This window comes from Kitasatospora sp. NPDC087861, assembly GCF_044742585.1.
Classification (GTDB): Bacteria; Actinomycetota; Actinomycetes; order Streptomycetales; family Streptomycetaceae; genus Kitasatospora.
The window spans coordinates 85,053-111,690 of sequence record NZ_JBIUUS010000016.1 but is presented as its reverse complement, the minus strand read 5'-3'; the positions used below and the strand labels follow the sequence as shown (position 1 = coordinate 111,690).

The window sequence follows — 26,638 nt, the reverse complement described above, 5'->3', positions numbered from 1 at the left end:
CCCCGGTCCGCTCACCGCCCCCCCCTGCCGACCTGGTCAAGGGTTGGCAAAAGATACCCCACGCGGGTGGGCGGCGGGCCGGGGATCCGGAAACCCGCGACGGTCAGTGGTCCTCCTCCACCAGGTGGTCGACGCAGGCGGCGATGGCGAGCAGCAGGCCGGTGTCGGCGCCGTCGGCGATCTCCACTCCGTAGGTGTCCCGGATCCGGAACCACGCGCGGGAGATCCGGGCGAGGTCGTCGCCGTGGTGGTTCTCGATCCGGTAGTCCTTGTCGAGCAGGTTCCCGTGGATCTTCAGTTCGCCGCCGGAGGCCAGCTCCACCAGGTACTTGTCGCGGAACGGGGTGAACAGCTTCTCCCGGACGGTCGCGATCACCTCGCCGTCGGCGTCCTCGATCTTCATCGCGTCGCGGACGGTGAACGCCTTCTCCTTCACCACCGCGACCACCCGCCCGTGCGCGTCCTTCAGTTCGAAGGTGTGCCGCAGCCGCAGCACCTTGCCGTCCACCAGGTACGCCTTGTGGCCCCGGTCGTCCTCGATCCAGTAGTCGTCTCCGACCGCGAACAGCTTCTCCCTGACCAGGTACCGCACAGCGGCCTCCTCCGTGTCGACGTCCCCTCATTCGACCCGATCCCCCCGCCCGCCGGGAAGCACCGCCGCGCACGGGCGTTCAATACCGGCATGAGCCCCGACCCCGCCGCCCCGCTGCACAGCGAGCGCCTCGACCTCCTCCCGATCGGCCCCGAGCACGCCGAGGAGATGGCCGCCGCCCTCGCCGACCCCGCCCTGCACGCCTTCACCGGCGGCCGCCCGGCCACCGCCGACGAACTGCGCGCCCGCTACGCCCGGCTCGCCGCCGGCTCCCCCGACCCCGCCGAGACCTGGGGCAACTGGGCGCTACGGCTGCGCTCCGACGGCCGCCTCACCGGCTACGTCCAGACCACCGTCCACCCCGACGCCGCCGAACTCGCCTGGGTGGTCGGCACCCCCTGGCAGGGCCGCGGCCTGGCCACCGAGGCCGCCCGCGCCCTGCTCGCCCACCTCACCGCCGCCGGCGTCACCACCGTCACCGCCCACATCCACCCCGACCACCACGCCTCCGCCGCCATCGCCCGCGCCCTCGGCCTCACCCCCACCGACGAGCAGCAGGACGGCGAAACCCGCTGGCAGGCGGGGCTCCCCCGGCCGTAGGGCCCCTCACTCCTCGCCGGGAGCCGGGTGGGGGTTGATGGCCTGCCCCTCGACGGGCTGCCCCCAGTCGTCGTCGCCGACGGCCCCCACGCAGTACCCCGAGCCCTCCACCCACCCCCCGGCGTCCTGGCACTGCTCCGCGGTGACGTCACGCGGGCCGGACCCGGCGGCCGCGGTGGCGGTGGCCGCACCGGTGGCGAGCAGAACGGCGGCCGCGACCGTCAGGGCCGACCGGAGCGCAGATGAGGTGACCATGCGGACAACGACAGCACGGACCCGAGGCCCCGCCCCCCACCGACACGCCCGCCCGCTCCCGCCGCCCACCCCGGCCAGGAATGCCGCCCGCCCTCGATGGGGTTGGATACGGGCATGGCATCTCGTGCACGTGTACGCGCCCCCGAGCTGGTCGGGGCAGGCGGTTGGCTGAACACCGGTGGCAAGGAGCTGGCGCTCGCCGACTTCCGGGGCAAGATCACCATTCTGGATTTCTGGACCTTCTGCTGCATCAACTGTCTGCACGTCCTGGACGAGCTGCGGGAGGTGGAGGAGAAGCACCGGGACACCGTGGTGATCGTCGGGGTGCACTCGCCGAAGTTCGTGCACGAGGCGGACCACCAGGCCGTGGTGGACGCGGTCGCCCGGTACGAGGTGCACCACCCGGTGCTGGACGATCCGGCGCTGGCGACGTGGAAGCAGTACGCGGTGCGGGCCTGGCCGACGCTGGTGGTGATCGACCCGGAGGGGTACGTGGTCGCCCAGCACGCGGGTGAGGGCCACGCGCACGCGATCGCGCGGCTGGTGGAGGAGCTGGAGGCCGAGCACGCGGCGAAGGGCACGCTGCGCCGCGGCGACGGCCCGTACGTGGCGCCGGAGCCGACCGCGGGGGACCTCAAGTTCCCCGGCAAGGCGATCCGCCTGCCCGACGGGCACTACCTGGTCGCCGACTCCGGCCACCACTCGCTGGTGGAGCTGGCCGAGGACGGCGAGACGGTGGTCCGCCGGATCGGCGACGGCCAGCGCGGCCTGGTGGACGGCACCAGCCCGCGGTTCAGCGAGCCGCAGGGCCTGGCGCTGCTGCCGGAGGGCTCGGACTACGACGTGATCGTGGCCGACACCGTCAACCACGCGCTGCGCGGGCTGCGGCTGGCCGACGGCAGCGTGACCACCCTGGCCGGCACCGGCCGCCAGTGGTGGCAGGGTTCGGCCACCGAGGGCCCGGCCCGCGAGGTGGACCTCTCCTCGCCCTGGGACGTCGCCTGGTTCGACGGCCGGGTGTGGATCGCCATGGCCGGCGTGCACCAGCTGTGGGCGTACGACCCGGCCGCCGGCACCGTCGGCGTCGCGGCCGGCACCACCAACGAAGGCCTGGTGGACGGGCCCGTCGACGAGGCCTGGTTCGCCCAGCCGTCCGGCCTGGCGGTCTCGGCGGACGGCGGGAAGCTGTGGGTGGCCGACTCGGAGACCTCCGCGCTGCGCTGGGTTTCACGTGAAACGAAGACGGTCCACACCGCCGTCGGCACCGGTCTGTTCGACTTCGGCCACCGGGACGGCGCGGCCGCCCAGGCGCTGCTCCAGCACCCGCTGGGCGTCACCGTGCTGCCGGACGGCTCGGTGGCCGTCAGCGACACCTACAACCACGCGCTGCGCCGCTTCGAGCCGGCGAGCGGCGAGGTCACCACGCTGGCCACCGACCTGCGCGAGCCGTCCGGCGCGGTCCTGGTGGACGGGGACATCGTGGTGGTCGAGTCGGCCCGGCACCGGCTGACCAGGCTGCGGCTGCCGGACGAGGCGGTGCAGGTCGAGTCGGTCGCGCACCGCACCCAGCGGGCGGCCACCGAGGTCGCGCCGGGCGCGTTCCGCCTGGACGTGGTGTTCTCGGCGCCGAGCGGCCAGAAGCTGGACGAGCGCTACGGCCCGTCCACCCGGCTGCTGGTCAGCGCGACCCCGCCCGAGCTGCTGGTCTCCGGCGCGGGCGCGGACACCGACCTCTCCCGCGAGCTGGTCCTCTCCGACGAGGTCGCCGAGGGCGTGCTGCACGTCTCGGCGATGGCGGCGTCCTGCGACGACGACCCGAAGATCGAGTACCCGGCCTGCCACGTGCACCAGCAGGACTGGGGCGTGCCCGTGAAGCTGGTCGCCGACGGCGCCCGCCGACTGCCGCTGGTGCTCGCCGGACTGGAGTAGCCACCCGACACCCCCACGACCGACACCCCACGCCCGGCGCCCATCGCCCGGCGATGCGGCCACAACGAAGGGGCCCGACGGAACGAACTCCGCCGGGCCCCTTCGCCGTGGTGGATCAGCCCTCCAGGAAGGCCTTGATCGCGCTGGCCAGCAGGTACGGGTCCTCCGCACCGCACAGCTCGCGCGCCGAGTGCATGGACAGCGCCGCGATGCCGCAGTCCACCGTCTTGATGCCCAGGCGCGCCGCCGTGATCGGGCCGATGGTGGTGCCGCAGGGCATCGCGTTGTTGGAGACGAAGGACTGCCACGGCACGCCGGCCTTCTCGCAGGCGGCCGCGAACACCGCCCGGCCGACGCCGTCGGTCGCGTAGCGGTTGTTGACGTTGACCTTGAGGATCGGCCCGCCGTTCGGCAGCGGGTGGTGGCCCGGCTCGTGCCGCTCGGCGTAGTTCGGGTGGACGGCGTGGCCCATGTCCGAGGAGAGGCAGATCGTCCCGGCGAGCGCCCGGGCGCGGTCCTCCGGGGTGCCGCCGCGCGCGTGGACGCTGCGGTCGAGGACGTTGCCGAGCAGCGGGCTCTGCGCGCCGGTGTCCGACTCGCTGCCGGTCTCCTCGTGGTCGAAGGCGGCCAGCACCGGGATGTACGGCAGGTCGGCGGCGCCCTCGGCCGAGGCGACGGCGGCCAGCGCGGCGGTGGCGGCGTGGACGGACAGCAGGTTGTCCAGGCGCGGGCCGGCCAGCAGCTCGCGGTCACGGCCCAGGTAGGAGGCGGGCTGGACGTCGTGCGTCATGAGGTCCCAGCCCGCCACCTCGGCGGCGTCCAGGCCCGCGCGCTCGGCGACGTAGGCGATCAGCGAGCCCTCGTCGACCGGGCCGAGGCCCCAGATCGGGGTGAGGTGGCGCTGCTTGTCGAGCTTCATGCCGTCGTTGACCTGGCGGTCCAGGTGGATCGCGAGCTGCGGCACGCGCAGCAGCGGCTCGTCCAGCTGGACCAGCCGCGAACTGCCGTCCTTCAGCGCGAGGCGGCCGGAGAGCCCGAGGTCGCGGTCGAGCCAGGTGTTCAGCGGGACACCGCCGTAGATCTCCACCGCGACCTGCCGCCAGCCGGCCGAGCCGGTGTCCGGCACCGGCTTGACCCGCAGGTTGGGCGAGTCGGTGTGGGTGCCGACCACGCGGAACGGGGTTTCGGGGCGGGCGCTCTCCGGCAGGTACCAGGCGATCAGCGCACCGCCGCGGATCAGGTAGCGCCCGCCGGCGGCACCGTCCCAGGCGTCGGTCTCGGCGACCTGCCGGAAGCCTGCCTTCTCCAGCCGCTCGGCGGCGCTCGCGACCGCGTGGTACGGGGACGGCGAGGTGCCGAGGAACGCGATCAGATCGTCGCTGTGCGTCCGGTCGAAGAATGCCTGGCGGGCGGCGGCGGTCGACATACTGCTCCTGAGTCGAGGGAGGGCCGAAGCCGGATGGGGAGTCGGCTTCGCATCTTGAGCATATGCCCGTACACGGACAGGGCACTCGGAACCTCCCAACGGATGCAGAACGCGGACGCAACCGTGAAGTGACGCCGCGCCAAACTCCGTACACCCAGAGGTTCGCACCGATCGCGGACGGTCACCGGGAGACCGCACTGCCGCTTCCCGCAAGGAAGTTGGCAGCGCACCGACGGCACCGACCGTACCAACTGCACCGACGCACCCCCGACCGCACCGACGCCGAAGGGCCCGGCGGAGAACCGGGCCCTTCGGCGTGAGGGTGGTGTCAGGCGGTCGGTGGGGTGGGGAGCCTTAGAAGGCCTCCTCCGCCAGCTCCATGATCTCGTTGTCCATGCCCTCGGCGATCAGCCGCTGCGGGGTGACGGTCGGCAGGATGTTCTTGGCGAAGAAGCGGGCCGCCGCGACCTTGCCCTGGTAGAACGGCACGTCCTTCTCGGAGGCGCCGGCCTCCAGCTTGGCCAGGGCCACCGCGGCCTGGCGCAGCAGCAGCCAGCCGACCACGACGTCGCCGGAGACCATCAGCAGGCGGGTGGTGTTGAGGCCCACCTTGTACATGTTCTTGACGTCCTGCTCGACCGAGGTCAGGTCGGCGATGAGCTTGCCGACGATGGCCTCCAGGTCGCCGGCGGCCTTGGCGAGCAGCTCGCGCTCGGCGGCCAGGGCGTCGCCGCCCTCGGCCGAGCCGAGGAACTTCTGGATCTGCTCGTTGAGGGCGGTGAGCGCCTGGCCGCCGTCCTTGACGATCTTGCGGAAGAAGAAGTCCTGACCCTGGATCGCGGTGGTGCCCTCGTACAGGGTGTCGATCTTGGCGTCGCGGATGTACTGCTCGATCGGGTACTCCTGCAGGTAGCCGGAGCCACCGAAGGTCTGCAGGGACTGGGCGAGCTGCTCGTAGGACTTCTCCGAGCCGTAGCCCTTGACGATCGGCAGCAGGAAGTCGTTGAGGCGCTCGGCGGCCTCGTCGCGCTCGCCGCGCAGCTTGGCGGCCAGCATGTCGTCCTGGACGGACGCGGTGAACAGGACCAGCGCGCGCATGCCCTCGGCGTAGGCCTTCTGGGTCAGCAGCGAGCGGCGCACGTCCGGGTGGTGGGTGATGGTGACGCGCGGGGCGGTCTTGTCCAGGAACTGGGAGATGTCGGCGCCCTGCACGCGCTCCTTGGCGTACTCCAGGGCGTTCAGGTAGCCGGTGGAGAGGGTGGCGATGGCCTTCGTGCCGACCATCATCCGGGCGAACTCGATGATCTTGAACATCTGGCGGATGCCGTCGACCTTCTCGCCGAGCAGCCAGCCCTTGGCGGGGTGCTTGGCGCCGAAGGTCATCTCGCAGGTGTTCGAGGCCTTGAGGCCCATCTTGTGCTCGACGTTGGTGGCGTAGGCGCCGTTGCGCTCGCCCAGCTCGCCGGTCTCCCAGTCGAAGTCGAACTTGGGGACGATGTACAGGCCGAGGCCCTTGGTGCCGGGCTTGCCGCCCTCGGGGCGGGCCAGCACCAGGTGGATGATGTTCTCGGACATGTCGTGCTCGCCCGAGGTGATGAAGCGCTTCACACCCTCGATGTGCCAGGAGCCGTCCTCCTGCTTGATCGCCTTGGTGCGGCCGGCGCCCACGTCCGAGCCGGCGTCCGGCTCGGTGAGGACCATGGTGGCGCCCCAGAGGCGGTCGGTCATCCGCTGGGCGACCTTCTTCTGCTCCTCGGTGCCCTCGTCGTGGACGACGCCGGCGAAGGCGGGGCCGGAGGAGTACATCCAGATGGCCGGGTTGGAGCCCAGGACCTGCTCGGCGTAGGCCCAGATGAGGGAGGACGGGGTGACCTGGCCGCCGATCTCCTCCGGGATGCCCAGACGCCACCACTCGGCGTCCATGTAGGTCTGGTAGCTCTTCTTGAAGGTGTCCGGGATCGGCGCGGTGTTGGTCTCGGGGTCGAAGACCGGCGGGTTGCGGTCGGTGTCGATGAAGGACGCGGCGAGGTCGTTCTCGGCCAGGCGCGAGATCTCGCTCAGGATGTTCTTCGCGGTCTCGACGTCCATGTCCGCGAACGGTCCGGTGCCGTAGACCTGCTCGCGACCGAACACCTCGAAGAGGTTGAACTCCACGTCCCGCAGGTTGGACTTGTAGTGACCCATGGCCGTTTTCTCCGGTTCGTCGCTTCCGGGAGACCGCCGCGTTCGGGCGCCCCGTACCCACCAGTAGGCATCATGATGCTACCCAGCGGTAACTTGGGCAAGCCCTCGGCGGTGAATCCGCTATGAACGTGGTCACGTCCCACAAGCCGGGTCGGCCACTCCTTGTCAGGATCGACGCCACCACAGGCGGCTGCGCTCCCGATAGCCTGTCCGTGTGTACGGATATGACCAGAACGCATACCCGGGCGACCCCTACCAGCAGCAGGCGGGTCCGCAGCCGGGCATGAACGGCATGCCCGGCCCCGACGCCTACGGCGCGCAGTCGCAGACGCCTCAGCAGTCGCTCTACCCCGAACCCTCCCCGCCGTCCCTGGCGGACGCCGTCCGGGCCTTCACCACCGGCTCGATGGCGGTCGAGGACTTCCAGGCCATCTTCATCACCTCGAAGGTGCACTGCCCGCGCGGCGAGCGCCCCGGCTTCCTGGCGCTGCACAACACGCCGACCCCGGTGATCCCGATGTTCAGCTCGCTGAAGGAACTGCGCCGCTACGCCGGCAAGGACTCCAAGCACTTCACCGTCACCGGCGCCGAGGTCCTGGACCTGCTGCCGACCGGCTACGGCTTCGCGCTGGACATGGAGGGCGAACACCGGATGGTGTTCGACGCCAAGGCCGTCGAGCAGATGGTCGACTTCACCATGCGCCGGATGTACGGCTAGCCCATCCTGAGGGAGGAGCCCCGCGCTCCTTCGTCACCATATGGTTCAACTTTCAACTTGCCTGTTGTTGAGAATTGAACTAACCTCGTGGACGTAGGCCAGAGGAACCCCCCGAAGGAGGCCGACATGCCCGCCGTGACCGTCGACAACCCGCTGACCCTGCCCCGCGTCACCACCCCGGACGCCGCCGCCTCGACCGCCCGGCCGGTCCTGACCGTGGCTACCGCCCCCGAGGGCTTCGAAGGCGAGGGCTTCCCCGTCCGCCGCGCCTTCGCCAAGATCAACACCAAGTACCTCGACCCGTTCATCATGATGGACCAGATGGGCGAGGTGGATTATGCGGCCGGGGAGCCGAAGGGAACTCCTTGGCACCCGCACCGCGGCTTCGAGACGGTCACCTACATCATCGACGGAACGTTCGTCCACCAGGACTCCCACGGCGGCGGCGGCGTCATCACCGACGGCGACACCCAGTGGATGACGGCCGGCTCCGGCCTCCTGCACATCGAGACCCCGCCGGAGTCACTGGTGATGTCCGGCGGCCTGTTCCACGGCCTCCAGCTGTGGGTCAACCTGCCCGCCGCGGACAAGATGATCGCCCCCAGGTACCAGGACATCCGTGGCGGCAGCGTCAAGCTCCTCGGCTCCGAGGACGGCGGCGCGCTGCTGCGGGTGATCGCCGGCGAGATCGACGGCCACCAGGGCCCCGGCGCCACCCACACCCCGATCACCATGATCCACGCGTCCGTCAGCCCCGGCGCCCAGGTCACCCTGCCCTGGCGCTCCGACTTCAACGCCCTCGCCTACGGCCTGGCCGGCAGCGGCTCGGCCGGCCAGGAGCGCCGCCCGTTCCACATGGGCCAGGCGGTCGTCTTCGGCGACGGCGACTCCCTCACCATCCGCGCCGACGAGAAGCAGGACTCGCGCAACGCCAACTTCGAGGTGGTCCTCCTCGGCGGCCTGCCGATCCGCGAACCCGTCGCCTGGTACGGCCCGTTCGTGATGAACAGCCACCGCGAACTCCAGCAGGCCATGGCGGACTTCCAGGCCGGCCGACTCGGCACCATCCCCACCGACGCCAGCTGACCGCTTCCGAAAACAGGACCGCTCGCGTGAGCCCGTCTCCCCCCGAGACGAGCTCACGTGAGCGCGGTTGCCACTCAGCCAGGCTCCCGCACCAGTTGCCCGGACGTACCTACCAGTGCCCGGGTCGGCGGCGCCGGGCGCCGCCCGTTCGGGATTCGTCGCGCTGCTGGCCCTGAGTGCGGTTCTCACGCTTTCGGCGTGCGAAGGAACCGCGAGCCCCCACCCTGCGCATGCCGCATACCGCCGGCGTACCGCAGGGATCACTATCCGTCACGACCGACAACAGGCCGGAATCCTCAGTAGAGCGGCCCGGAGCCGGCTGAGTCGCGGTGTGGCCGGTGCAGGTTGTTGCGGTCGAGCCGCTTCACCGCCCCCGAGGCGGTGCACACGGCGCTGGCGGACGCCGTGGCGGCCCTCCTCGGATAGGGGCCTCCCCGCCCTGGCAGGGCCGGTGACGCACGACTGGGCCGACTGCGCGCTACAACAGCGCGTAGACGGCCGAGGCGTCGTCGTGCGCCTTTCCGCGCGGCCAGCGCTCGCAGGCGGCGTCGGCCCGCTCGACCTCGCGGACCTGCGCGATCAGCTCACCCGGCCCGGACTCGGCGAGCAGCCGCAGCGCGTCCGCCCAACTCCCCAGCCCGAAGCGCTCGGTGTAGCGCGAGGCGCCGTCGGTGAGCGCGGCCAGCGCGCGCAGCCGGTCCAGCCGGACGAAGCCGGTCTCGGCGTGCCCGGCCGCCTTCGGGCTGGCCGCGGCGATCCACGGGCCGTTGCCCCGGTTGCGGGCGGCCCGGACGGCCAGCGCGTACTCCAGGTGCAGCGCGGCCCGCTCGGCCGAGCCGGGGACGGTCGCCCAGACCTGCCGGCGCAGCCCCTCCCCGCCGGGGAAGCGCTGGTTGTCCCCGATCACCTTCGGCGGGCCCTCCTTGTACTCCAGCACCAACAGCGAGTCGCCGAGCACCAGGTACTCCAGCGACTCGCCGTGCCGCCGGGCCGCGACCACCATCGCGGCGGGGGTGTTGGGATGGCCGAGGTCGCAGCGGCCGCCGTGCAGCGCGGCCGTCTCCACGATGGCGTCGGCCAGGCACTCGGCGATCGAGCGGTCCACCCGGTCGGTGAGCCGGGCGAGCAGGTGCACTCCCAACCGGCGGACGTACCAGGCGGTTCCGTGCCGGCACCCGGACTCCAGGCCGGCCGGCGAACTCGCACCGTCCAGCAGTACCAGCGCCTCCGGCGAGGCCGCCGCGAAGTCCTCGCTCTCGCGGTCCGGCCGTCGTGCTTCCCCTGCGAGCTGTAGCTGCATCCCGACAGTGTGGCCGCCGCCCCCGGCCCCCGCCCAGACCTCTGCGCCGGTGTGGCGCGGGCCGGTCCCCGCCGTCCGGTGGCAGCCGGGGCGAATCGGCCATACCGTCGGATAACGACTGGACAATTCGGCCAATCAGGGCCTGTCGGGTTTGGGATCACCTTCGGGTGTCCAGGCGGCCCCGGACTGACGAGGAGTACAGGATGTTCTGGCAGTTCATCGTGCTACTGGCCGCGTCGGTCGGCTTTCCGACCGCCGCGCTGTTCTTCTTGATCGGCGGGCCGCGCTTCCCCGACGAGCAGCGCGGCGGCCGCTGAGTACGTCAGGCCTTCCAGGCCGGGTCGCGGCCCAGCAGGGCCAGGACTCGGTCGAACCGGCCGTCGGCGCCGCCCGGTTGGCGCGCGCCCGATTCCGGGCCGGGCTCCAGGCCCGACTCCGTGCCCGGCTCCAGACTCGGACGGAAGGCCCGGCCGGGCGCCCGGGCCTCCGGTGTGTTCGGGACGGCCTCGGTCACCGCCAGCAGGGCGGAGGCCAGCGCGTCGTCACCGTCCACCGCCGCCACCAGGCCGCCCGGGGTGCCCAGCGCGGCCGCGACGTCCCAGCCGTGCACCAGGGTGTCGAGCAGGTGGAAGCCCACCGCCTGAGCGAGCGGGAAGGGGCCGCCGTCGCGGATCTCCGGGAGCCAGAGCGCCCGGTCGGCCGCGACCGCCTCCCGGAACCCGGCGGTGAGTTCGGCTCCGGTGCGGCGGAACGCGCCCGCCGGATCGTCCCCGACCGGGGCGTCCGCGAAGAGGGCCGGATCGGGCCCGGCACCCCGGGCGGCTGCGGCGAAGCCCTGGTGCTGGCCGACGATGTGCTCCATCAGCCGGCGCAGCGTCCACCCCGCGCACGGGGTCGGCAGGTCCAGCTGGTCCGGCCGCACGGCGTCCACCACCTCGGCAGCCAACTCCAGTGAACGGGCGTGCAGTTCGACGAGTCCTGCGGCACTGCTCATACGGCGCCAACCTCCTGACCGGCCGCCAGGAAGCCGATCGCGTTGTCGATGACGGTGGGCTCGGCGCCGATCCGGCGCTGGCCGAGCCCTCGGGTGACCAGTAGTTCCAGCCGGTCACCGTACGCGGCTTTCAGGCGCCGCGCGTGCGATATTCCGACCACCTCCTCGCCCTCGTCGTGCGCCGCCAGGATCGGCAACGGGACCTGCTCGGGCCGGTGGGCGGCGTCGAGGCGGCGCCACGGGTCCTCGGTGCCGGCGAACAGCCGGTGCGCGATCCGGTGGCGCCGGTCCCGCTCGATCACCGGGCCGAGGCCGAGTCCGGCGCCGACTGCGCCCGGGAGTGGCGCGAGGTGATCGTCGACGCCCTCGCCCAGGCCCGCGCCACCGGCGGCCTGCGGCCCGACACCGACCTCGGCGACCTCGCCTTCGCCCTGATCGCCGTCCTGGAGACGGCCAACGCACAGGCTGTGCTGGACGAGGAGGACATCCCCTACCAGCGGGCCGGCCGCCTCCTGCTGCGCGCCGAGGCCACCGACCCGGCCGACCCGGTGCTCGCCCAGGGCTGTCCGGCCCGGCAGGATCCGCCGGGCAGGCCCTAAAGCGCTTTCAACGCCCGTTCCAGGTGAGCCGCCTGGCTCAGCAGCCGCTCGTCGGCGCCCGCCGCGCCGACCACCTGCAGGCCCAGCGGCAGCCCGTCCGCCGTCCGCCCGGCGGGCAGGCTCACCGCGGGCAGGCCGAGGTAGCTCCACGGCAGCGACATCACCGCGTCCCCGGTGCTGTGCAGCCCCTCCGGCGCCCCACCGGTCGCGGACGGCGCCAGCCACAGGTCCACCCCGGCCTCCGCGGTCGCCCCGGCGACCCGCTCGCGCAACCGCTCCCGGGCCTGCAGCGCGGCCGCCCGGTCCTCGGCCGCGACGCCCTGGCCGACCCGGATGCCCGCCGCCGTCTCCGGGCGGTACAGGCCGCCGAACCGGGCGAACCAGTCGGCGTGGCTGCGGGCCAGCTCGAAGCGGTTGATCGTCTGCAACTGCCGGGTGATCTCCGCGAAGTCCGGGAACAGCGGGACCCGGCGCACCGCAAGGCCGGCCTGCGCCAGCCGCTCCAGCCACTCCTCGAAGGCGCGCAGCGTCGACGGCTCGGCCCGCTCCAGGTACGTCCCGTCCGGCACCCCGAGCACCGGCCGATCCCCCGCCGCCGCCTCACCCGGCCGGTCCTCGCTCCCTCGGTCCTCGCTCCGCCGGTCCTCGCCCCGGCGGCCGTCCCCTCGCCAGTCGTCCCCTCGCCAGTCGTCGCAGAGCAGCGAGGCCGCCAGCGCCGCCCCGGCCAGGTCGGCCGTGAACACCCCCAGGGTGTCGAGGCTCGGCGCGTTCGGGATCACCCCGACCGTCGGGATCCGCCCGTACGTCGGCCGGAAGCCCACCACCCCGCAGTACGCGGCGGGCCGGACCACCGAGCCCACCGTCTGGGTGCCGACCGCCAGCGGCACCAGCCCCGCCGCGACGGCCGCCGCCGACCCGCTGCTGGAGCCGCCCGGGGTGCGCCCGGGGTGGTGCGGGTTGCGGGTCGGCCCGGGCGCGCTCGCCGCGAACTCGGCGGTCACCGTCTTGCCCGCGACCAGCGCCCCGGCCGCCCGCAGCCGGTCCACCACCACGGCCTGCGGCCCCGCCAGCACCCCCGGTGGCAGCGCCGAACCGGCGTGCGTGGGCAGCCCGTCCACGTGCACGATGTCCTTGACCCCCACCGCCACCCCGTACAGCGGCGGCCGCCCGGCCGGCTCCGGGTACCGCGCGGCCAGCGCCCGCGCCTGCGCGCGCAGCCGCCCGTGCCGCCCCGGCTCCGGGACGAACGCGTGGATCAGTGGATCCACCCGCTCGACCAGCGCGCAGAACCGGTCGACGTGCTCGGACAGTCCCGGCACACCGGACCGCAGCTCGGCGGCCTCACGGGTCAACGACCGTGGCCTGACAACGGGTTGCTCCATGCCGATCACGGTAGACCACCCGCCGGCCCGCTACGGGTGTTCGGCCGACAGGTACGGCGTCTCGCGCAGGTAGTACGCCCCGCAGGTGTGGCAGCACAGCTCCGGCGTCTTCCCCCAGTCCACCGGCTCCCGTACCTGCGCGCCCGGGTCGAGCTCCCGGCCGCACATCGCCACGCTCTCCGTCCCCCGGACCATGTGCCACAACCGCACCCCGCCGGTCGCACCCCCGGCCCCGTACTCGGCTCGCATCTGGTGCATCATGCCGCCATCGTGCGACCGACCGCCCGCCCCGGCAACCGGGGGACGCCCGGGCCCTGCCGCCGCATCGATCAAAAAGGGCCAACCCTGATCGGTATCCAGCCACTGCGACCCGGTAGGGTTCGCGGACGCGACCGCCGTCGGCGGCCTCCTCCGATGCCTCAAGTCGCCCCAAAACAGACACAATTCACCTAAAGCTGGAGCACTGATCGTGCGCTCTTCCCGTCTCCTGGCCGCGTCCGCCCTGGTGGCGCTCTCCCTCGGCGCCACGGTCGGCGCCGCCACCGCCGGAGCCGTCGGGATCACCTCCTCCCCGGCTCCCACCGGCACCGCGACCGCCGCCACCACCACCCCGAGCGCTCCGGCGACCGCCACCACGCCGGGCACCCCGGCCCCGACGGGCACCGCCACCGCCAAGCCGACCACCCCGGCCCCGACGGGCACCGCCACCACCAAGCCGACCACCCTGCCGACCCCGCCGGTGCCGACGCCCACCGGCGGCCCCTGCCGCGGCTACCTGCACGTGGACATCAAGGCCACCGGCACCGGCCTCGCGAAGGCCGTCCTGGTCAAGGGCGGTCCGGCCCAGGACGCCACGGTGACCTTCGAGAACACCAGCCCCGTCGACCTCAAGAAGGTCGACACCTACTTCTTCTTCACCGACATAGTCGAGACCGAGCCGGTGACCAACCCGGTCATCTGGGGCAAGGAAGCCTTCAACATCCAGGTGAAGCTGCCCGGCGGGGACTGGAAGACCCCCGCGTCGAGCACCGTCACGGGGGACATGTCCTACCTGAAGGTGGACCTCGGCGAATACCAGATCGCCAAGGGCGGGAAGCTCACCCTCCAGGTGCGCCTCGCGGCCACCGACAAGGCCCTGAGCGCCCGCTACTTCGCCCAGCTGAGCGCCACCTCGGAAACCTTCGAGGCCAAAGACGTGCCCGGCACCCCCGCCGACGGCAGGTGCCTGTCCTACGGCGCCGACTACCGCGTCGACGACCACTTCACCGTGACTGACGCCAGGGCGGCCACCACCCCGGCCACCACCCCGGCCGCCGTCCCCGCCCCGGCCTCCGCCTCGCCGTCTGCGGGCCCGCACCTTGCCGAGACCGGTGCCGACTCCAGCACCCTGCCGATCGCCCTCGGCGGCGCCGCCGTCCTGGCGGCCGGCGCCGGCACCTTGGTCGTCCTCCGACGCCGCAAGGCCGGCGCGCACAGCTGACCCGCCACCCGTTGAACGGCCGAGAGGGGCGCGAACCGGGGTTCGCGCCCCTCTCGGCGTTCCCGGCCCGGGACTTCTAGGACGCCGCCCGCAACAGCGCGTCGTCCTGCCACTTGAGGATCTTGTCGAAGCTCACGATGGCGCCGCGCAGCGGGTGGTTGCGGAGTTGGACGTGGTCGGTGAGGGCGTGGATGAGGAAGAGGCCGCGGCCGGATTCGGCGGTGAGGTCGGGGAGGGCGTCGAGGTCGACCGGGCGCAGGGTGGGGGCCGGGGGCCGGGCGGGCAGGACGTGGGTGTCGTAGGGGCGGCCGTCGCGCCGGGGGCGGTGGGCGGTGAGGACGCGGGCCGGGACGGTGGCGCGGCCGCGCCGGGGGCGGCGGTGCGAGGCCGGGCGGGGCGGCGGCGGGCTGACCGGGCGGCGGCGGAGCTGCGGGGCGGGGGCCACGGCGGGAGCGGGCAGGCCGGGGCCGGAGTCGGTGACCTCGATCCGCAGCCGGTCACCGCAGATCGAGGCGGTGACCTGGAAGCCGTCGTCGGGCCGCCCGGCGGCGCCGTGCTCGACGGCGTTGGCGCAGGCCTCGCTGAGGGCGACGCCGAGGTCGTCGGCGATCTGCGGGTCGACGCCCGCCGTCGCCATGGCACCGAGCAGGATGCGCCGGGCCAGCGGAACGCTGGCCGGGTCGCGCTTGAGGTGCAGAGTCCACCAGATGTCCACGGGAGGTCCCTCCTGGCTGCGGCTCCACATACAACTAGGTATCTCCGGGCGATTCGGCGGTGAACCGTGCGCGGGGCCCGCTGCCGCCCGTTCGGCGGATGGACTGGGGCCGTGGATTGTGCCGAGTGGCGCACTCGCCGCCCTGCGCGCCGCCGCCGAACGGGGCATTCGTAGGGATTTCCCACCCTGCCCACGTCGGCGAGGTACGCGATGAGATGATGGCCCGGCCATGACTGCCCTCCCCGCCGCCCCGCTCCCGGGCGCCCTCGCACCGGACGCGCCGGTGGGGGCCGCCGCCTGGGATCTGCGGCTTGCCAGGGCCGTCCCGTTCGCGCTGGTCTGCACCTTGATAGCGGCCGCCGGGCACGCCCTGGCCGGTGGCGGGAACGTGCCGCCGGCCGCGTTGGCGACGGGCTTCGCCGCGGTGCTGGTGCTCGCGGTGGCGTGCGGCGGGCGGGAGCGTTCGCTGGCGGCCATCGCCGGTGCGCTGGGCGCGGCCCAGCTCGGGCTGCACTGCCTGTTCCACAGCTTCAACGGCCACGCCGCGATCGGCGGCATGGCCGGCATGCACCACGGCGGTTCCGGCCCGCTGACCCTGCCGACCGTGGCCGGCCGGCTGATCTGCAACGAGTCGCACCCCGGCACGCTGACCGGCCTGCCCGGCAGCCCGACCGCCGAGCAGCTGGTCTCCTCGGCGGGCCTGGACCCGAGCGCGTACGCCGTCGCCCCGTGGTGGCAGGGCGGCGTGTTCGGGATGACGCCGTCGATGCTGGCCGGGCACCTGGCCGCCGCGCTGGTGGCGGGCTGGTGGCTGCGGCGCGGCGAGGCGGCGCTGTGGCGGCTGGTGCGAGTGACCGCGACGGCGGCCCGGGAGCACTGGGCGGCGCCGCTGCGGTCGGCACTGGTGCTGGTGGCCGCGCTGCTGCGCGGCCTGTTCGGCGTGGCCGGTCCGGCCCGCCGGTTCGGGACCCGGGGCGGCGAGTGTCCGCTTCCGGCGGGTGCCGTGCTGCGGCACAGCGTGGTGCGGCGCGGTCCGCCGTGCGGGGCCCTCGCGTACTGACCCGCCCCCTGGCCCTCCGTTCGTGCCGGGTTCCGGTCGTGCGCAGCGTCCGGGTCGGTCCCGCGTGTCCCCGACACGCCGACGGCCCGTGGTTCCGCCCCCACACGTCCCCACGCGCGGCCCCGCCGAGGCACGGTCCTCCGTCGCCCGGCCGCGGGCCGGTCCGCCGAGCTCCGATCGGAGACCCGCATCATGCGTTCCCTTCCCACCCGCCGTCTCGCCGCCGTCGCCCTCACCGCCGCCGCCTCCGTGGTGGCGCTGGCCGGTCCCGCGTTCGCACACGTCACCGTGAACCCGGGCGCGGCCGCGCAGGGCGGCTACACGGCCGTCGACTTCCGGGTGCCGAACGAGAGCGACACCGCCGGCACGGTGAAGCTGGAGGTCAACCTCCCGCTGGACCACCCGCTGGCCTCGGTCCGGACCCTGCCGCTGCCGGGCTGGACGGCGACCGTCGAGAAGGCGAAGCTCGACAAGCCGATCAAGGTGCACGGCAGCGACGTCAACGAGGCCGTCTCCAAGATCACCTGGACCGCCGACGCCGGCACCAAGATCGCCCCCGGCCAGTTCCAGGAGTTCCGGGTCTCGCTCGGCCCGCTGCCGGCCGACGCCGACAGCATGGTCTTCAAGACCCTGCAGAGCTACGACAACGGCGACATCGTCCGCTGGATCGACGAGTCCAAGGACGGCCAGCCCGAGCCGGCCCACCCGGCCCCCGTCCTGAAGCTCACCAAGGCCGCCGGTGACGACGCCCACGGCGGCGTCACCGCCTCCCCCGCCGCGGGCGCCCACGGTGACAGCTCCGACCACGCCGCGGCCGCGGACGGCGGCAAGTCCAGCGACTCCACCGCCCGGGTGCTCGGCGTCATCGGCATCGTGGTCGGCGTGATCGGCACCGCCGTCGGCGTCCTCGGCCTGCGCCGCCGGAACAGCGGCTCCGCCTCCTGACCCACCCGCCGGCGGGGCCGTACCCACGCCCCGGGTACGGCCCCGCCGGCGGTCCCACCGCGCACGATCGGAACTCCCATGCCCCGCACCACCCGCACCACCCGCCTGGCCGGCGCGGCCGCCGTCGCGCTCACCGCCGCCCTGACGCTGACCGCCTGCGGCTCCTCCGGGGGCGGCTCGGCCCCCACCAAGGTCACCCGGCAGAAGGCCGACTCGCCGTACCAGGGCACGGTGCTCACCAAGAACTTCGAGAAGCCTGACCTCCAGCTGACCGACACCTCCGGCCAGCCGTACGACCTGCGGCAGCAGACCAACGGCAAGACCACGCTGCTGTTCTTCGGCTACACCAGCTGCCCGGACGTCTGCCCGACCACCATGGGCGACATCGGCGTCGCGATGAAGGCGCTCTCCCCCGAGGACCGGCAGAAGGTCAACGTCGTCTTCGTCTCCACCGACCCGCAGCGCGACACCCCCAAGGTGCTGCGCACCTGGCTGGACTCGATGGGCAGCGACTTCATAGGCCTCACCGGCGACCTGGCCAAGGTGAAGACCGCCGCCAGGTCGCTCGGCATCATGATCGAGGACCCGGTGGTCAACGCCGACGGCACCGTCACCTCCACCCACGGCGCGCAGGTGCTGGCCTTCCTCCCCTCGGACGACAAGGCGCACGTGCTCTACCTGAGCGGCACCGAGGAGAAGACCTACGAGCACGACCTCCCGCTGCTCGCCAAGGGGGTCGCGGCATGAAGGGCGCGACCGGCCGCACGACGCTCGGCTTCCGTCGGACGGCGCTCACGGGCGCGGTACTGGCGACGGCACTGGGCGGCGGCGCCATCCTGGTCGCCTGCGGGGCGGGCGGTCAGGACGGTGCCGGCGGCGGACCGGCGAAGCTGAGCGTCGCCGACTCCTACATCCCGCTGCCCCCGGCCGGCGGGATGGCCGCCGGCTACCTGACCGTCCGCAACGACGGCGGGCAGGACCAGCTGCTCAAGGTGAGCAGCCCGGGCGCCGAGTCGGTCACCATGCACCGCTCGACCCCGTCCAGCATGGAGGAGGTCGCCAGCCTGGACGTGCCCGCGCACGGCGCGTTGCAGTTCGCCCGCGGCGGCACCCACCTGATGATCATGGGATGGCAGAAGGCCCCCGCCCTCGGCGACGAGCTGGAGCTCGACCTGACCTTCGCCAAGTCCGGCACCCTCTCGGTCAAGGTGCCGGTCAGGGAGCTCACCTACCGCCCCAGCCAGAGTTAGGGGATCCGCCACCATGGAGAAGGCCTCCCACCGCCGGATCGCCGGACTGCTCGGGGTGCTCGGCGCGCTGCTCGCGCTGATGCTCGCCGGCGCCGGACCGGCCGCCGCGCACGCCACCCTGGAGTCCACCGACCCGCACCAGAACGCGGTGGTCGCCGCCGCCCCGCAGGCGGTCACGCTGACCTTCAGCGAGTCCGTGTCGCTGTCCGACGACTCGGTGCGGGTGCTCGACCCGGCCGGCAAGGCGGTGGACACCGGCAACCCGGGGCACGCCGACGGCAAGGCGAACACCGCCCGGGTCGGCCTGAACAGCGGGCTCGCCAACGGCACGTACACCGTGGCCTGGCGGGCCGTCTCGGAGGACTCGCACCCGATCGGCGGCGCGTTCACCTTCTCCATCGGCGCGCCCTCGGACACCTCGGTGTCCGCCACCGCGCTGCAGGGCGCCAAGGCCGACGGCCTGGTCGCCGCCCTCTACGGCACCGGACGCACCGTCGCGTACGCGGCCTTCGCGCTGCTCGCCGGCGTGGCCGCGTTCATCCTGATCTGCTGGCCGGACGGCGCGGCCCGGCGCCGGATGCAGCGGCTGCTGATGACCGGCTGGACGGCGCTGCTGGCCTCCACCGTCGCGGTGCTGATGCTGCGCGGCCCGTACGAGCGCGGCTCGGGGATCGGCAAGGCCTTCGACCTGTCGCTGGTGCGCGCCACGCTGGACGAGCGGATCGGCACCGCGCTGGCCGCCCGGCTGCTGCTGCTCGCGGCGGGCGGGGTGTTCCTGTCGCTGCTCGTCGGCCAGTTGGGGCAGCCGGCCCGGCCGGCGGCGAGGACCGGCGGTGACGGGGACTCCGGAACCGAGACCGCGGAAGCCGCCGAGGAGGCCGAGCTGCGGGAGCTGGAGCAGCGCGCCGCCGAGCGGCCGCAGCGCGAGGCCCGGCTGGGCCTCGGCGTCGCCGGGCTGGTGCTGTCGATCGCCCTGGCGGCGACCTGGGTCGGCGCCGACCACGCCTCGGTGGGCATCCAGGTCTGGCTGTCGCTGCCGCTCGGCATGCTGCACCTGATCGCGATGGCGCTCTGGCTGGGCGGCCTGGCCGCGCTGCTGGTCGGACTGCGCGAGGGCGTCGGCGCGCAGGTCGTCGACCGCTTCTCGAAGATCGCCTTCGGCTCGGTCGCGGTGCTGGTCGCCACCGGCGTCTACCAGTCCTGGCGCGGCCTCGGGAGCTGGGGCGCGCTGACCGGCACCGAGTACGGGCGGCTGCTGCTGGTGAAGACCGGCTGCGTGGTCGTGATGGTCGGTGTCGCCTGGGTCTCCCGCTCCTGGCTGGCCCGGCTGCGCTCGGCCCCGGCCGAGGCGGCGGAGGTCGAGCGGGCCGAGGTGCCGGAGCCGGTCGGTGTCGCGGCGCACTCCGAGGACCCGGTCCGACAGGCCCAGCTGGCCCGTCAGCAGGCGGCCCGGGAGAGCGCGGGGCGCGAGCGCGGGCTGACCCCGACCCGGGCCGGGCTGCGCCGCTCGGTGCTGGTCGAGGCGCTGGTCGCGGTGGCGGTGCTGGTGGTCACCACGATGCTCACCAACTCCCCGCCCGGGCGGGTGGCGAGCGAGGTCAAGGCCGGCGCCACCGCGCCCGCCGCCGGGAGCTCGGCCGGGGCCGCGGGTGCGCCCGCCCCGCAGACCGAGCCGGGCCGCACCCTGGAGCTCAAGCTCCCGTACGACACCAAGGGCCGCACGCCGAACGCCAAGGGCACCGCGACCGTCACCCTCAACCCGGCCCGGACCGGCTCCAACGAGGTGCACCTCGCCCTCGACGGCGCGGACGGGCAGCCGGTGGACGTCCCCGAGGTGCAGCTCGCCTTCACCCTGCCGGACCGCGACCTCGGCCCGCTGCCGGTGGCGCTCACCCCGGACGGCACCGGCCGCTGGAACGGCACCGCGCAGCTGCCACTGGCCGGCACCTGGGTGGTGTCGGTGCAGATCCGCTCCTCCGACATCGACCAGACCACCCCGACCCAGCAGCTCAAGATCGGCTGACCGCGATGGACCACGCACAATCGCCCGACCGCAGCGGCTTCACCCGGCGGGCCCTGCTCGGCACCGCCGGCGCCGGGCTGTTGGCCGGGGCCGGCGCGGGCGTCGCCGGGGCGGTCGCCCTGGACCGCCCCGGCGAGGCGTCCGCCACCGCACCGGGCGGCACGCTCGGCGCGGCCCGGGTGCCGTTCCACGGCGAGCACCAGGCCGGCATCCTCGAACCCCAACAGGCCCGGGTCCAGCTGGCCGCCTTCGACCTGGCCGAGGGCGTCGGCCGGGACGGGCTGCGCACGCTGCTCCAGCGCTGGACCGGAGCGGCCGAGCGGCTGACCGCCGGGGAGTCCGCCGAGGAGGCCGACACCCAGGTGGCCCTGGACGCCGGCCCCTGCTCGCTCACCCTCACCGTCGGCTTCGGCGCCGCCCTGTTCGACAAGGCCGGGCTGGCCGACCGCCGCCCGCAGGCGCTCGAACCGCTGCCGGCCTTCCCCGCCGACGCGCTCGACCCGGCGCGCGGCGACGGCGACCTGTTCGTCCAGATCGGCGCCGACGACGCCCTGGTGGCCGTGCACGCGCTGCGGGTGCTGCAGCGGCAGGCGGCCGGCACGGCGGCGCTGCGCTGGCAGTCGGCCGGCTTCGCCCGGACGCCCGGCGCCACCACGCGCCCGATGACCGGCCGCAACCTGATGGGCCAGATCGACGGCACCAACAACCCCGCTCCCGGCGAGGACGGCTTCGCCGCCAAGGTGTTCTGCACCGCCGGTCCGGACCAGCCGGCCTGGCTGGCCGGCGGCTCGTACCTGGTGTTCCGGCGGATCCGGATGCTGCTGGACAACTGGGAGGCGCTGCCGCTGGAGCGGCAGGAGCGGGTGATCGGGCGGCGCAAGTCGGACGGCGCACCGCTCGGCGCGCCCGCCGGGGCCGGCGAGCGCACCCCGGTCGACCTGGCCGCGCAGGGCCCGGACGGCGCGCTGACGATCCCCGCCGACGCGCACGTGCGGGTCGCCGCCCCGGCCGCCAACGGCGGGGCGGCGATGCTGCGGCGCGGGTTCTCGTACCACGACGGCCTGCTGCCCGACGGCTCGCCGGACGCCGGGCTGCTCTTCCTGGCCTTCCAGGCCGACCCGCGCAAGGGCTTCACCCCGGTGCAGCGCAAGCTGTCCCGGGGGGACGGCCTCTCCCGCTTCCTGCGGCACGAGGCCAGCGGCCTGTACGCGGTGCCGCCGGGCGTACCGGCGGGCGGCTACCTCGGCCAGCAGCTGTTCGACTAGCCACCCGATCGGGGCGGCTCGGTCGGGGGCGCGCTGGGTCTGGGCCACCCGATCGGGCCGCTCGACGAGGGCCACCCGATTGGGCCGTTCGGTCCGGGCGGTCGAACGCCCCGGTCCCGGCCACTGGAACGCTTTCCTGGCCGGCCGGCGAAGTCGTTATGGTGACCTCTTCGGCACCACCCCTGCTCCGGTTCCACCCAGTTCCCCACGGAGGCGTCATGTCGGCCACCCGCTACACCTACCTCGGTCCGGCCGGCACCTTCACCGAGGCGGCGCTGCGCACCCTGCCCGAGGCGGCGACCCGGGAGCTGGTGCCGCTGGCCACGGTGCCGCTGGTGCTGGACGCCGTGCGCGGCGGGGACGCCTCCGGGGCGTTCGTCCCGATCGAGAACTCGGTCGAGGGCGCCGTCACCGCGACCAACGACGAACTGGCCGCCGGCGCACCGCTGATGATCTACCGTGAGGTGCTGCTGCCGATCTCCTTCGCGCTACTGGTGCGGCCGGGCACCGACCTGGCGGGGATCAAGACGGTGACCAGCCACCCGGTGGCCCAGGCGCAGGTGCGCCGCTGGCTGGCGGCCAACCTGCCGGACGCGCTGTGGGAGTCGGCCGCCTCCAACGCGGACGGCGCCCGGCTGGTCGCCGAGGGCCGGTACGACGGGGCGTTCGCGGGCGAGTTCGCGGCGCCGATCTACGGGCTGGACCCGCTGGTCAAGGACATCGCGGACGCGCAGACCGCGACCACCCGGTTCGTCCTGGTCGGCCGCCCGGGCCGGGTCTCCTCGCCGACCGGCGCGGACAAGACCTCGATGGTGGTCTGGCTGCCGGACGACCACCCGGGTGCGCTGCTGGAACTGCTGCAGGAGTTCGCGGTGCGCGGGGTCAACCTGATGCGGATCGAGTCCCGGCCGACCGGCGAGGGCATCGGCAACTACTGCTTCCTGATCGACTGCGAGGGGCACCTGTCCGAGCGCCGGGTGGCGGAGGCCGTGATGGGGCTCAAGCGGATCTGCCCGCAGGTGCGTTTCCTCGGCTCCTATCCGCGCGCCGACCGGCAGGTGTCCACCCACCGGCGGCCGGGGACCTCGGACGCCGAATTCACGGCCGCGGCGGACTGGCTCTCGCGGTGCCTCGACGGGCGCGCGGACGCCTGACCCGTGCCCGTCGGCTTCCCGGACGTCTCCCGACGCTTCCCGAACACCTCCCGCTCCTCGACGCCTTCCGTCCGCCTGATGTCTTCGTGATGTCTTTCTGACCTTTTCCGACCGTTTTCGACGGCGCCGATCAGGTCGGAGAGGTGACCGTACCGGTCATCCACAGGGGCACCGACACCGGAACCCGCTGTCCACAGGGGCGGCCACTGTCCACAGCCGAAAGTTATCCACAGGCCTGGGGATGAGTCGACAAACCGGTATAGCCATTGCGCAGAACGGTCGGATCACCGGTTTGCGTCGCAGAGATGATTTATCGGACCAGAGTCACCCGGGTGCCAGCAAATCACCCGTCCGAGTGCTTCAATTCCCTCACCCGAGAAGGTCAAATGAGGTTTGAAACCTCGATTTCCTGGTTCCGGTGATCGGAGGCCTCGCCTCCCCTTTGATCCACAGGTTCCGCCCCGGGCCTGTGGATAACCCGGCGGCGGCGAGTTCCCCACAGAAGTTATCCACAGGATCCGGACAGTTATCCCCAGGGGAAAACCGGTACCGGTGGACGAGCCTCCGCCCGGTACGCTTGGGCCTGTGATTGACCTTCGCCTGCTTCGTGAGGACCCTGACCGAGTGCGCGCCTCGCAGCGCGTCCGTGGCGAGGACGTCGACCTGGTCGACGCCCTCCTCTCCGCCGACGAACGGCGCCGGTCCTCGGGCAGTCGCTTCGACGAACTGCGCAACGAGCAGCGGACGCTCGGCAAGCAGGTCGCCCAGGCCAAGGGCGAGGAGAAGACCGCCCTGCTGCAGCGCACCAAGGAGCTGGCCGCCGAGGTCAAGGCCGCGGACGCCGAGCAGTCCGCCGCCAAGGAGGAGGCCGACCGCCTGCTCCGCTCGCTGGCGAACCTCATCGACCCGGCCGCCCCGGTCGGCGGCGAGGAGGACTTCGTCACCCTGGAGGAGATCGGCACCCCGCGCGACTTCGCCGCCGAGGGCTTCGAGCCGCGCGACCACGTCGAGCTCGGCCAGATCCTGGGCGCGATCGACACCGAGCGCGGCGCCAAGGTCGCCGGCGCCCGCTCCTACTACCTGACCGGCGTCGGCGCGCTGCTGGAGCTCGCCCTGGTCAACATGGCCATCGCGCGGGCCACCGCGGCCGGCTTCATCCCGATGATCACCCCGACCCTGGTCCGGCCCGCCGCCATGGACGGCACCGGCTTCCTCGGCCAGGCCGCCGAGAACGTGTACCACCTCGCCGAGGACGACCGGTACCTGGTCGGCACCAGCGAGGTCCCGCTCGCCGCGTACCACATGGACGAGATCCTCGACGCCGAGAAGCTGCCGCTGCGCTACGCCGGCTACTCGTCCTGCTTCCGCCGCGAGGCCGGCACCTACGGCAAGGACACCCGCGGCATCATCCGCGTCCACCAGTTCGAGAAGGTGGAGATGTTCGTCTTCACCACGCCCGAGGACGCCGAGAACGAGCACCGCCGCCTGCTCCAGTGGGAGAAGGACTTCCTCAACGCGCTGGAGCTGCCCTACCGGGTGATCGACGTCGCCTCCGGCGACCTCGGCTCCTCGGCCGCGCGCAAGTTCGACATCGAGGCCTGGATCCCGACCCAGGGCAAGTACCGCGAGGTCACCTCGACCTCCAACACCACCGAGTACCAGGCCCGCCGGCTCGCCATCCGGATGCGCGAGGAGGGCAAGATCCGCCCGCTGGCCACCCTGAACGGCACCCTGGTCGCCGTCCCGCGCACCATCGTGGCGATCCTGGAGAACCACCAGCAGGCCGACGGCTCGGTGGTCGTGCCCGAGGCACTGCGGCCGTTCCTCGGCGGGCGGACCGTCCTCGAACCGGTCAAGTAGCAGCGCACCACCCGCACCACCCGCAACTCCCGGGAGACGCACGGCCCATGAGCACCACCAGCCCCAGCCCCGTCTCCCCCGACGGTGGCGGCCTGCCCTACCGGCTGGTCGCCACCGACCTCGACGGCACCCTGCTGACCAGCACGGAGGCCGTCTCCGAGCGCACCCGCGCCGCGCTGGCCGCGGCCACCGGCGCGGGCGCGCTGCACATCATCGTGACCGGCCGCTCGGCCGTCTGGGCCCGCCCGGTCTTCGACGAGATCGGCTACACCGGGATAGCGGTCTGCGGCCAGGGCGCCCAGGTGTACGACGCCGGCGCGCACAAGCTGCTCACCTCGCTCACCCTGGACCGCAGGCTCGCCGCGCTCGCCATCGCCAAGATCGAGGCCGAGACCGGCCCGCTGGCCATCGCCGCCAACCAGGACGGCCTGGACGGCCAGGTGCTGGCCGGCCCCGGGTACGAGCTGCTGATCGGCTCCGACCTCCCGGTCGTCCGGGTCGACCGGGAGCAGCTGCTCGACTCCCCGGTCAGCAAGCTCTACATCCAGCACCACGGCCTGACCGACGACGCGCTCGCCGAGGCCGCCCGCCGCGCCGCCGGGGACCTGGTCGGCGTCGTGATGGCCGGCGCCGGCGTGGTCGAACTGCTGCCGCTGGGCCTGTCCAAGGCCACCGGGCTGGCCGTGGCCGCCCGCCGGCTGGGTGTCCGCGGAGCCGACACCATCGCCTTCGGCGACATGCCCAACGACGTGCCGATGTTCGGCTGGGCGGCCCGCGGCGTCGCGATGGCCAACGCGCACGAGGAGCTGCTCGCGGTCGCCGACGAGGTCACCGCGACCAACGACGAGGACGGCGTCGCCGTCGTCCTGGAACGCCTCTACCGCACCGCATAGGGCCTGCCCGGCCGATCTTGCCGGCCCCTGGAGCGGGCCCCACTCCCGTCCGCCGGTCTGTTCGGCGGCCGTTCATTCCCGGTTGTAGGATGACCGGGCAAGCGGTTGTAGGATGACCGATGACCGGCGGTGACCAGCAGCGGAGGGAGTACCGGCATGACCAGCGACGGCAGTAGCCTGCACGCGGCCGGGCGGCGCTCCCTGGTGGACACCACGATCGACCAGCTGCGCGAGCAACTGGCCGGCGGGGCCTGGCCGGTGGGATCGCAGATCCCCACCGAGCACGAGCTCGCCGAGCGGCTGCAGGTCGGCCGGAACACCGTCCGGGAGGCGATCCGGGTGCTGGTGCACGCCGGCATGCTGGTCTCCCGACAGGGCGAGGGCACCTTCGTCCGATCCACCAGCGACCCGGCGGCCGTCCTGCGCGGCGTCCAGCGCTCGGGCATCCGGGACGTCCTGGAGGTCCGGGCCGCGCTGGAGACCGAGGCCGCCCGGCTGGCCGCGCTGCGGCACACCCCCGCGGACGTCGACCGGATGCGGGCCGCGCTGGCCCGCGAGGCCGAGGTGATCGCCTCGCACCCCGAGCGGACCGGCCGCGAGGCCACCGTCGAGCACGACCTGGAGTTCCACACCGCCGTCGTCGAGGCCGCGCACAACCCGGCGCTCACCGAGGTGTACCGCTACTTCGGCGCCTCGGTGCGCGAGTCGATGACCACGGCCTTCGGCGACCACGACATGCCCGAGGTGGTCGTGGCCACCCACGCGGCGCTGGTCGACGCGATCGAGAGCGGCGACCCGGACCGCGCCGAGGCCGCGTGTCGTGCGCTGCTCGCCGGCCCGACCGCGGCCGTCGAGCAGCTCCTCGCGGCCATCGCGGCCCGGAAGTAGGACGGCGCGAGCCCCCTTCCGCCGTCCGCTCCCTCCTCGC

26 protein-coding genes are annotated in these 26,638 nt (G+C 73.4%); 16 read left to right on the top strand and 10 right to left on the bottom strand.

Translation table 11 applies throughout. The features are described from left to right. Positions 1-103: 103 nt before the first annotated feature. On the bottom strand, positions 104-592 hold the full coding sequence (locus tag ACIOJE_RS22850; protein ID WP_400778325.1) for an LURP-one-related/scramblase family protein: 489 nt from the start codon (positions 590-592) through the stop codon (positions 104-106). 90 nt (positions 593-682) lie between these two features. Between ACIOJE_RS22850 and ACIOJE_RS22845 the strand changes: the two genes are divergently transcribed. Further along, positions 683-1,192, top strand: coding sequence for a GNAT family N-acetyltransferase (locus ACIOJE_RS22845; RefSeq protein WP_280674025.1), 510 nt, complete (start codon positions 683-685; stop codon positions 1,190-1,192). Positions 1,193-1,198: 6 nt separating this feature from the next. Here ACIOJE_RS22845 and ACIOJE_RS22840 read toward each other — a convergent pair whose 3' ends face one another. After that, positions 1,199-1,447, bottom strand: coding sequence for a hypothetical protein (locus ACIOJE_RS22840; protein ID WP_280674024.1), 249 nt, complete (start codon positions 1,445-1,447; stop codon positions 1,199-1,201). A 114-nt stretch (positions 1,448-1,561) separates the two neighbouring features. Between ACIOJE_RS22840 and ACIOJE_RS22835 the strand changes: the two genes are divergently transcribed. After that, a complete protein-coding gene (locus ACIOJE_RS22835; protein ID WP_400778321.1) occupies positions 1,562-3,376 on the top strand; it encodes an NHL domain-containing thioredoxin family protein in 1,815 nt (604 codons plus the stop codon). 115 nt (positions 3,377-3,491) lie between these two features. On the opposite strand, the gene ACIOJE_RS22830 is transcribed toward ACIOJE_RS22835, so the two are convergent. Further along, positions 3,492-4,802 (bottom strand): M18 family aminopeptidase, encoded by a 1,311-nt coding sequence (locus ACIOJE_RS22830; protein WP_400778318.1) that lies wholly within the window; start codon positions 4,800-4,802, stop codon positions 3,492-3,494. A 354-nt stretch (positions 4,803-5,156) separates the two neighbouring features. Continuing rightward, the gene (locus ACIOJE_RS22825) at positions 5,157-6,986 is read right to left on the bottom strand and encodes an acyl-CoA dehydrogenase (RefSeq protein ID WP_280674020.1); all 1,830 of its coding nucleotides are present in this window, start codon (positions 6,984-6,986) and stop codon (positions 5,157-5,159) included. 214 nt (positions 6,987-7,200) lie between these two features. On the opposite strand from ACIOJE_RS22825, the gene ACIOJE_RS22820 reads away from it, so the two are divergent. Together ACIOJE_RS22820 and ACIOJE_RS22815 are read left to right on the top strand one after the other, a co-directional pair. Then, positions 7,201-7,704, top strand: coding sequence for an SseB family protein (locus ACIOJE_RS22820; RefSeq protein ID WP_400665140.1), 504 nt, complete (start codon positions 7,201-7,203; stop codon positions 7,702-7,704). Between the two features lie 126 nt (positions 7,705-7,830). After that, positions 7,831-8,790 (top strand): pirin family protein, encoded by a 960-nt coding sequence (locus ACIOJE_RS22815; protein ID WP_280674019.1) that lies wholly within the window; start codon positions 7,831-7,833, stop codon positions 8,788-8,790. A gap of 478 nt (positions 8,791-9,268) precedes the next feature. Here ACIOJE_RS22815 and ACIOJE_RS22810 read toward each other — a convergent pair whose 3' ends face one another. The 3 genes from ACIOJE_RS22810 to ACIOJE_RS22800 form a co-directional block, all read right to left on the bottom strand. Further along, a complete protein-coding gene (locus ACIOJE_RS22810; RefSeq protein WP_400778314.1) occupies positions 9,269-10,090 on the bottom strand; it encodes an integrase in 822 nt (273 codons plus the stop codon). A gap of 322 nt (positions 10,091-10,412) precedes the next feature. After that, the gene (locus ACIOJE_RS22805; protein WP_280674017.1) at positions 10,413-11,084 is read right to left on the bottom strand and encodes a TIGR03086 family metal-binding protein; all 672 of its coding nucleotides are present in this window, start codon (positions 11,082-11,084) and stop codon (positions 10,413-10,415) included. Further along, entirely contained in the window at positions 11,081-11,386 is a 306-nt protein-coding gene (locus ACIOJE_RS22800) for a hypothetical protein (protein WP_400778311.1), read from the bottom strand. The genes ACIOJE_RS22805 and ACIOJE_RS22800 overlap by 4 nt, the downstream gene beginning before the upstream one ends. Here ACIOJE_RS22800 and ACIOJE_RS22795 point away from each other — a divergent pair. Then, positions 11,363-11,683 carry a TetR family transcriptional regulator C-terminal domain-containing protein gene (locus tag ACIOJE_RS22795; protein ID WP_400778308.1) on the top strand — a complete coding sequence of 107 codons (321 nt, stop codon included), beginning with the start codon at positions 11,363-11,365 and terminating at the stop codon, positions 11,681-11,683. The two genes, ACIOJE_RS22800 and ACIOJE_RS22795, sit on opposite strands and share 24 nt — an antisense overlap. Here the strand turns inward: ACIOJE_RS22795 and ACIOJE_RS22790 are convergent. Beyond that, the gene (locus ACIOJE_RS22790; protein ID WP_400778305.1) at positions 11,680-13,065 is read right to left on the bottom strand and encodes an amidase; all 1,386 of its coding nucleotides are present in this window, start codon (positions 13,063-13,065) and stop codon (positions 11,680-11,682) included. The genes ACIOJE_RS22795 and ACIOJE_RS22790 overlap by 4 nt on opposite strands. Positions 13,066-13,095: 30 nt before the next feature. Beyond that, positions 13,096-13,326 (bottom strand): hypothetical protein, encoded by a 231-nt coding sequence (locus ACIOJE_RS22785; RefSeq protein WP_280674013.1) that lies wholly within the window; start codon positions 13,324-13,326, stop codon positions 13,096-13,098. 208 nt (positions 13,327-13,534) lie between these two features. Between ACIOJE_RS22785 and ACIOJE_RS22780 the strand changes: the two genes are divergently transcribed. Continuing rightward, on the top strand, positions 13,535-14,545 hold the full coding sequence (locus ACIOJE_RS22780; protein WP_400778302.1) for an LAETG motif-containing sortase-dependent surface protein: 1,011 nt from the start codon (positions 13,535-13,537) through the stop codon (positions 14,543-14,545). 76 nt (positions 14,546-14,621) lie between these two features. Here the strand turns inward: ACIOJE_RS22780 and ACIOJE_RS22775 are convergent, their stop codons facing one another. Further along, positions 14,622-15,260, bottom strand: coding sequence for an ATP-binding protein (locus ACIOJE_RS22775; RefSeq protein ID WP_400778301.1), 639 nt, complete (start codon positions 15,258-15,260; stop codon positions 14,622-14,624). 229 nt (positions 15,261-15,489) lie between these two features. Between ACIOJE_RS22775 and ACIOJE_RS22770 the strand changes: the two genes are divergently transcribed. From ACIOJE_RS22770 to ACIOJE_RS22725, 10 genes are all read left to right on the top strand, one after another. Then, on the top strand, positions 15,490-16,320 hold the full coding sequence (locus ACIOJE_RS22770; protein ID WP_280674010.1) for a hypothetical protein: 831 nt from the start codon (positions 15,490-15,492) through the stop codon (positions 16,318-16,320). A 192-nt stretch (positions 16,321-16,512) separates the two neighbouring features. Next, positions 16,513-17,265 carry a YcnI family protein gene (locus tag ACIOJE_RS22765; RefSeq protein ID WP_400778297.1) on the top strand — a complete coding sequence of 251 codons (753 nt, stop codon included), beginning with the start codon at positions 16,513-16,515 and terminating at the stop codon, positions 17,263-17,265. Positions 17,266-17,343: 78 nt separating this feature from the next. After that, positions 17,344-18,012, top strand: a complete 669-nt coding sequence (locus tag ACIOJE_RS22760; protein ID WP_400778295.1) for an SCO family protein — start codon at positions 17,344-17,346, stop codon at positions 18,010-18,012. Further along, on the top strand, positions 18,009-18,515 hold the full coding sequence (locus tag ACIOJE_RS22755) for a copper chaperone PCu(A)C (protein WP_400778292.1): 507 nt from the start codon (positions 18,009-18,011) through the stop codon (positions 18,513-18,515). The genes ACIOJE_RS22760 and ACIOJE_RS22755 overlap by 4 nt, the downstream gene beginning before the upstream one ends. Before the next feature lie 13 nt (positions 18,516-18,528). Beyond that, the gene (locus ACIOJE_RS22750; protein ID WP_400778289.1) at positions 18,529-20,538 is read left to right on the top strand and encodes a FixH family protein; all 2,010 of its coding nucleotides are present in this window, start codon (positions 18,529-18,531) and stop codon (positions 20,536-20,538) included. Between the two features lie 5 nt (positions 20,539-20,543). Then, on the top strand, positions 20,544-21,803 hold the full coding sequence (efeB, locus tag ACIOJE_RS22745; RefSeq protein WP_280674005.1) for an iron uptake transporter deferrochelatase/peroxidase subunit: 1,260 nt from the start codon (positions 20,544-20,546) through the stop codon (positions 21,801-21,803). Between the two features lie 218 nt (positions 21,804-22,021). Further along, a complete protein-coding gene (pheA, locus tag ACIOJE_RS22740; protein ID WP_280674004.1) occupies positions 22,022-22,957 on the top strand; it encodes a prephenate dehydratase in 936 nt (311 codons plus the stop codon). A gap of 585 nt (positions 22,958-23,542) precedes the next feature. Beyond that, positions 23,543-24,817: a serine--tRNA ligase gene (serS, locus tag ACIOJE_RS22735; RefSeq protein ID WP_280674003.1), complete on the top strand. Its 1,275-nt coding sequence runs from the start codon at positions 23,543-23,545 to the stop codon at positions 24,815-24,817. Positions 24,818-24,864: 47 nt separating this feature from the next. After that, entirely contained in the window at positions 24,865-25,710 is an 846-nt protein-coding gene (locus tag ACIOJE_RS22730) for an HAD family hydrolase (RefSeq protein WP_280674002.1), read from the top strand. Positions 25,711-25,866: 156 nt separating this feature from the next. Continuing rightward, the gene (locus tag ACIOJE_RS22725; RefSeq protein WP_280674001.1) at positions 25,867-26,598 is read left to right on the top strand and encodes a FadR/GntR family transcriptional regulator; all 732 of its coding nucleotides are present in this window, start codon (positions 25,867-25,869) and stop codon (positions 26,596-26,598) included. Positions 26,599-26,638: the final 40 nt, after the last annotated feature.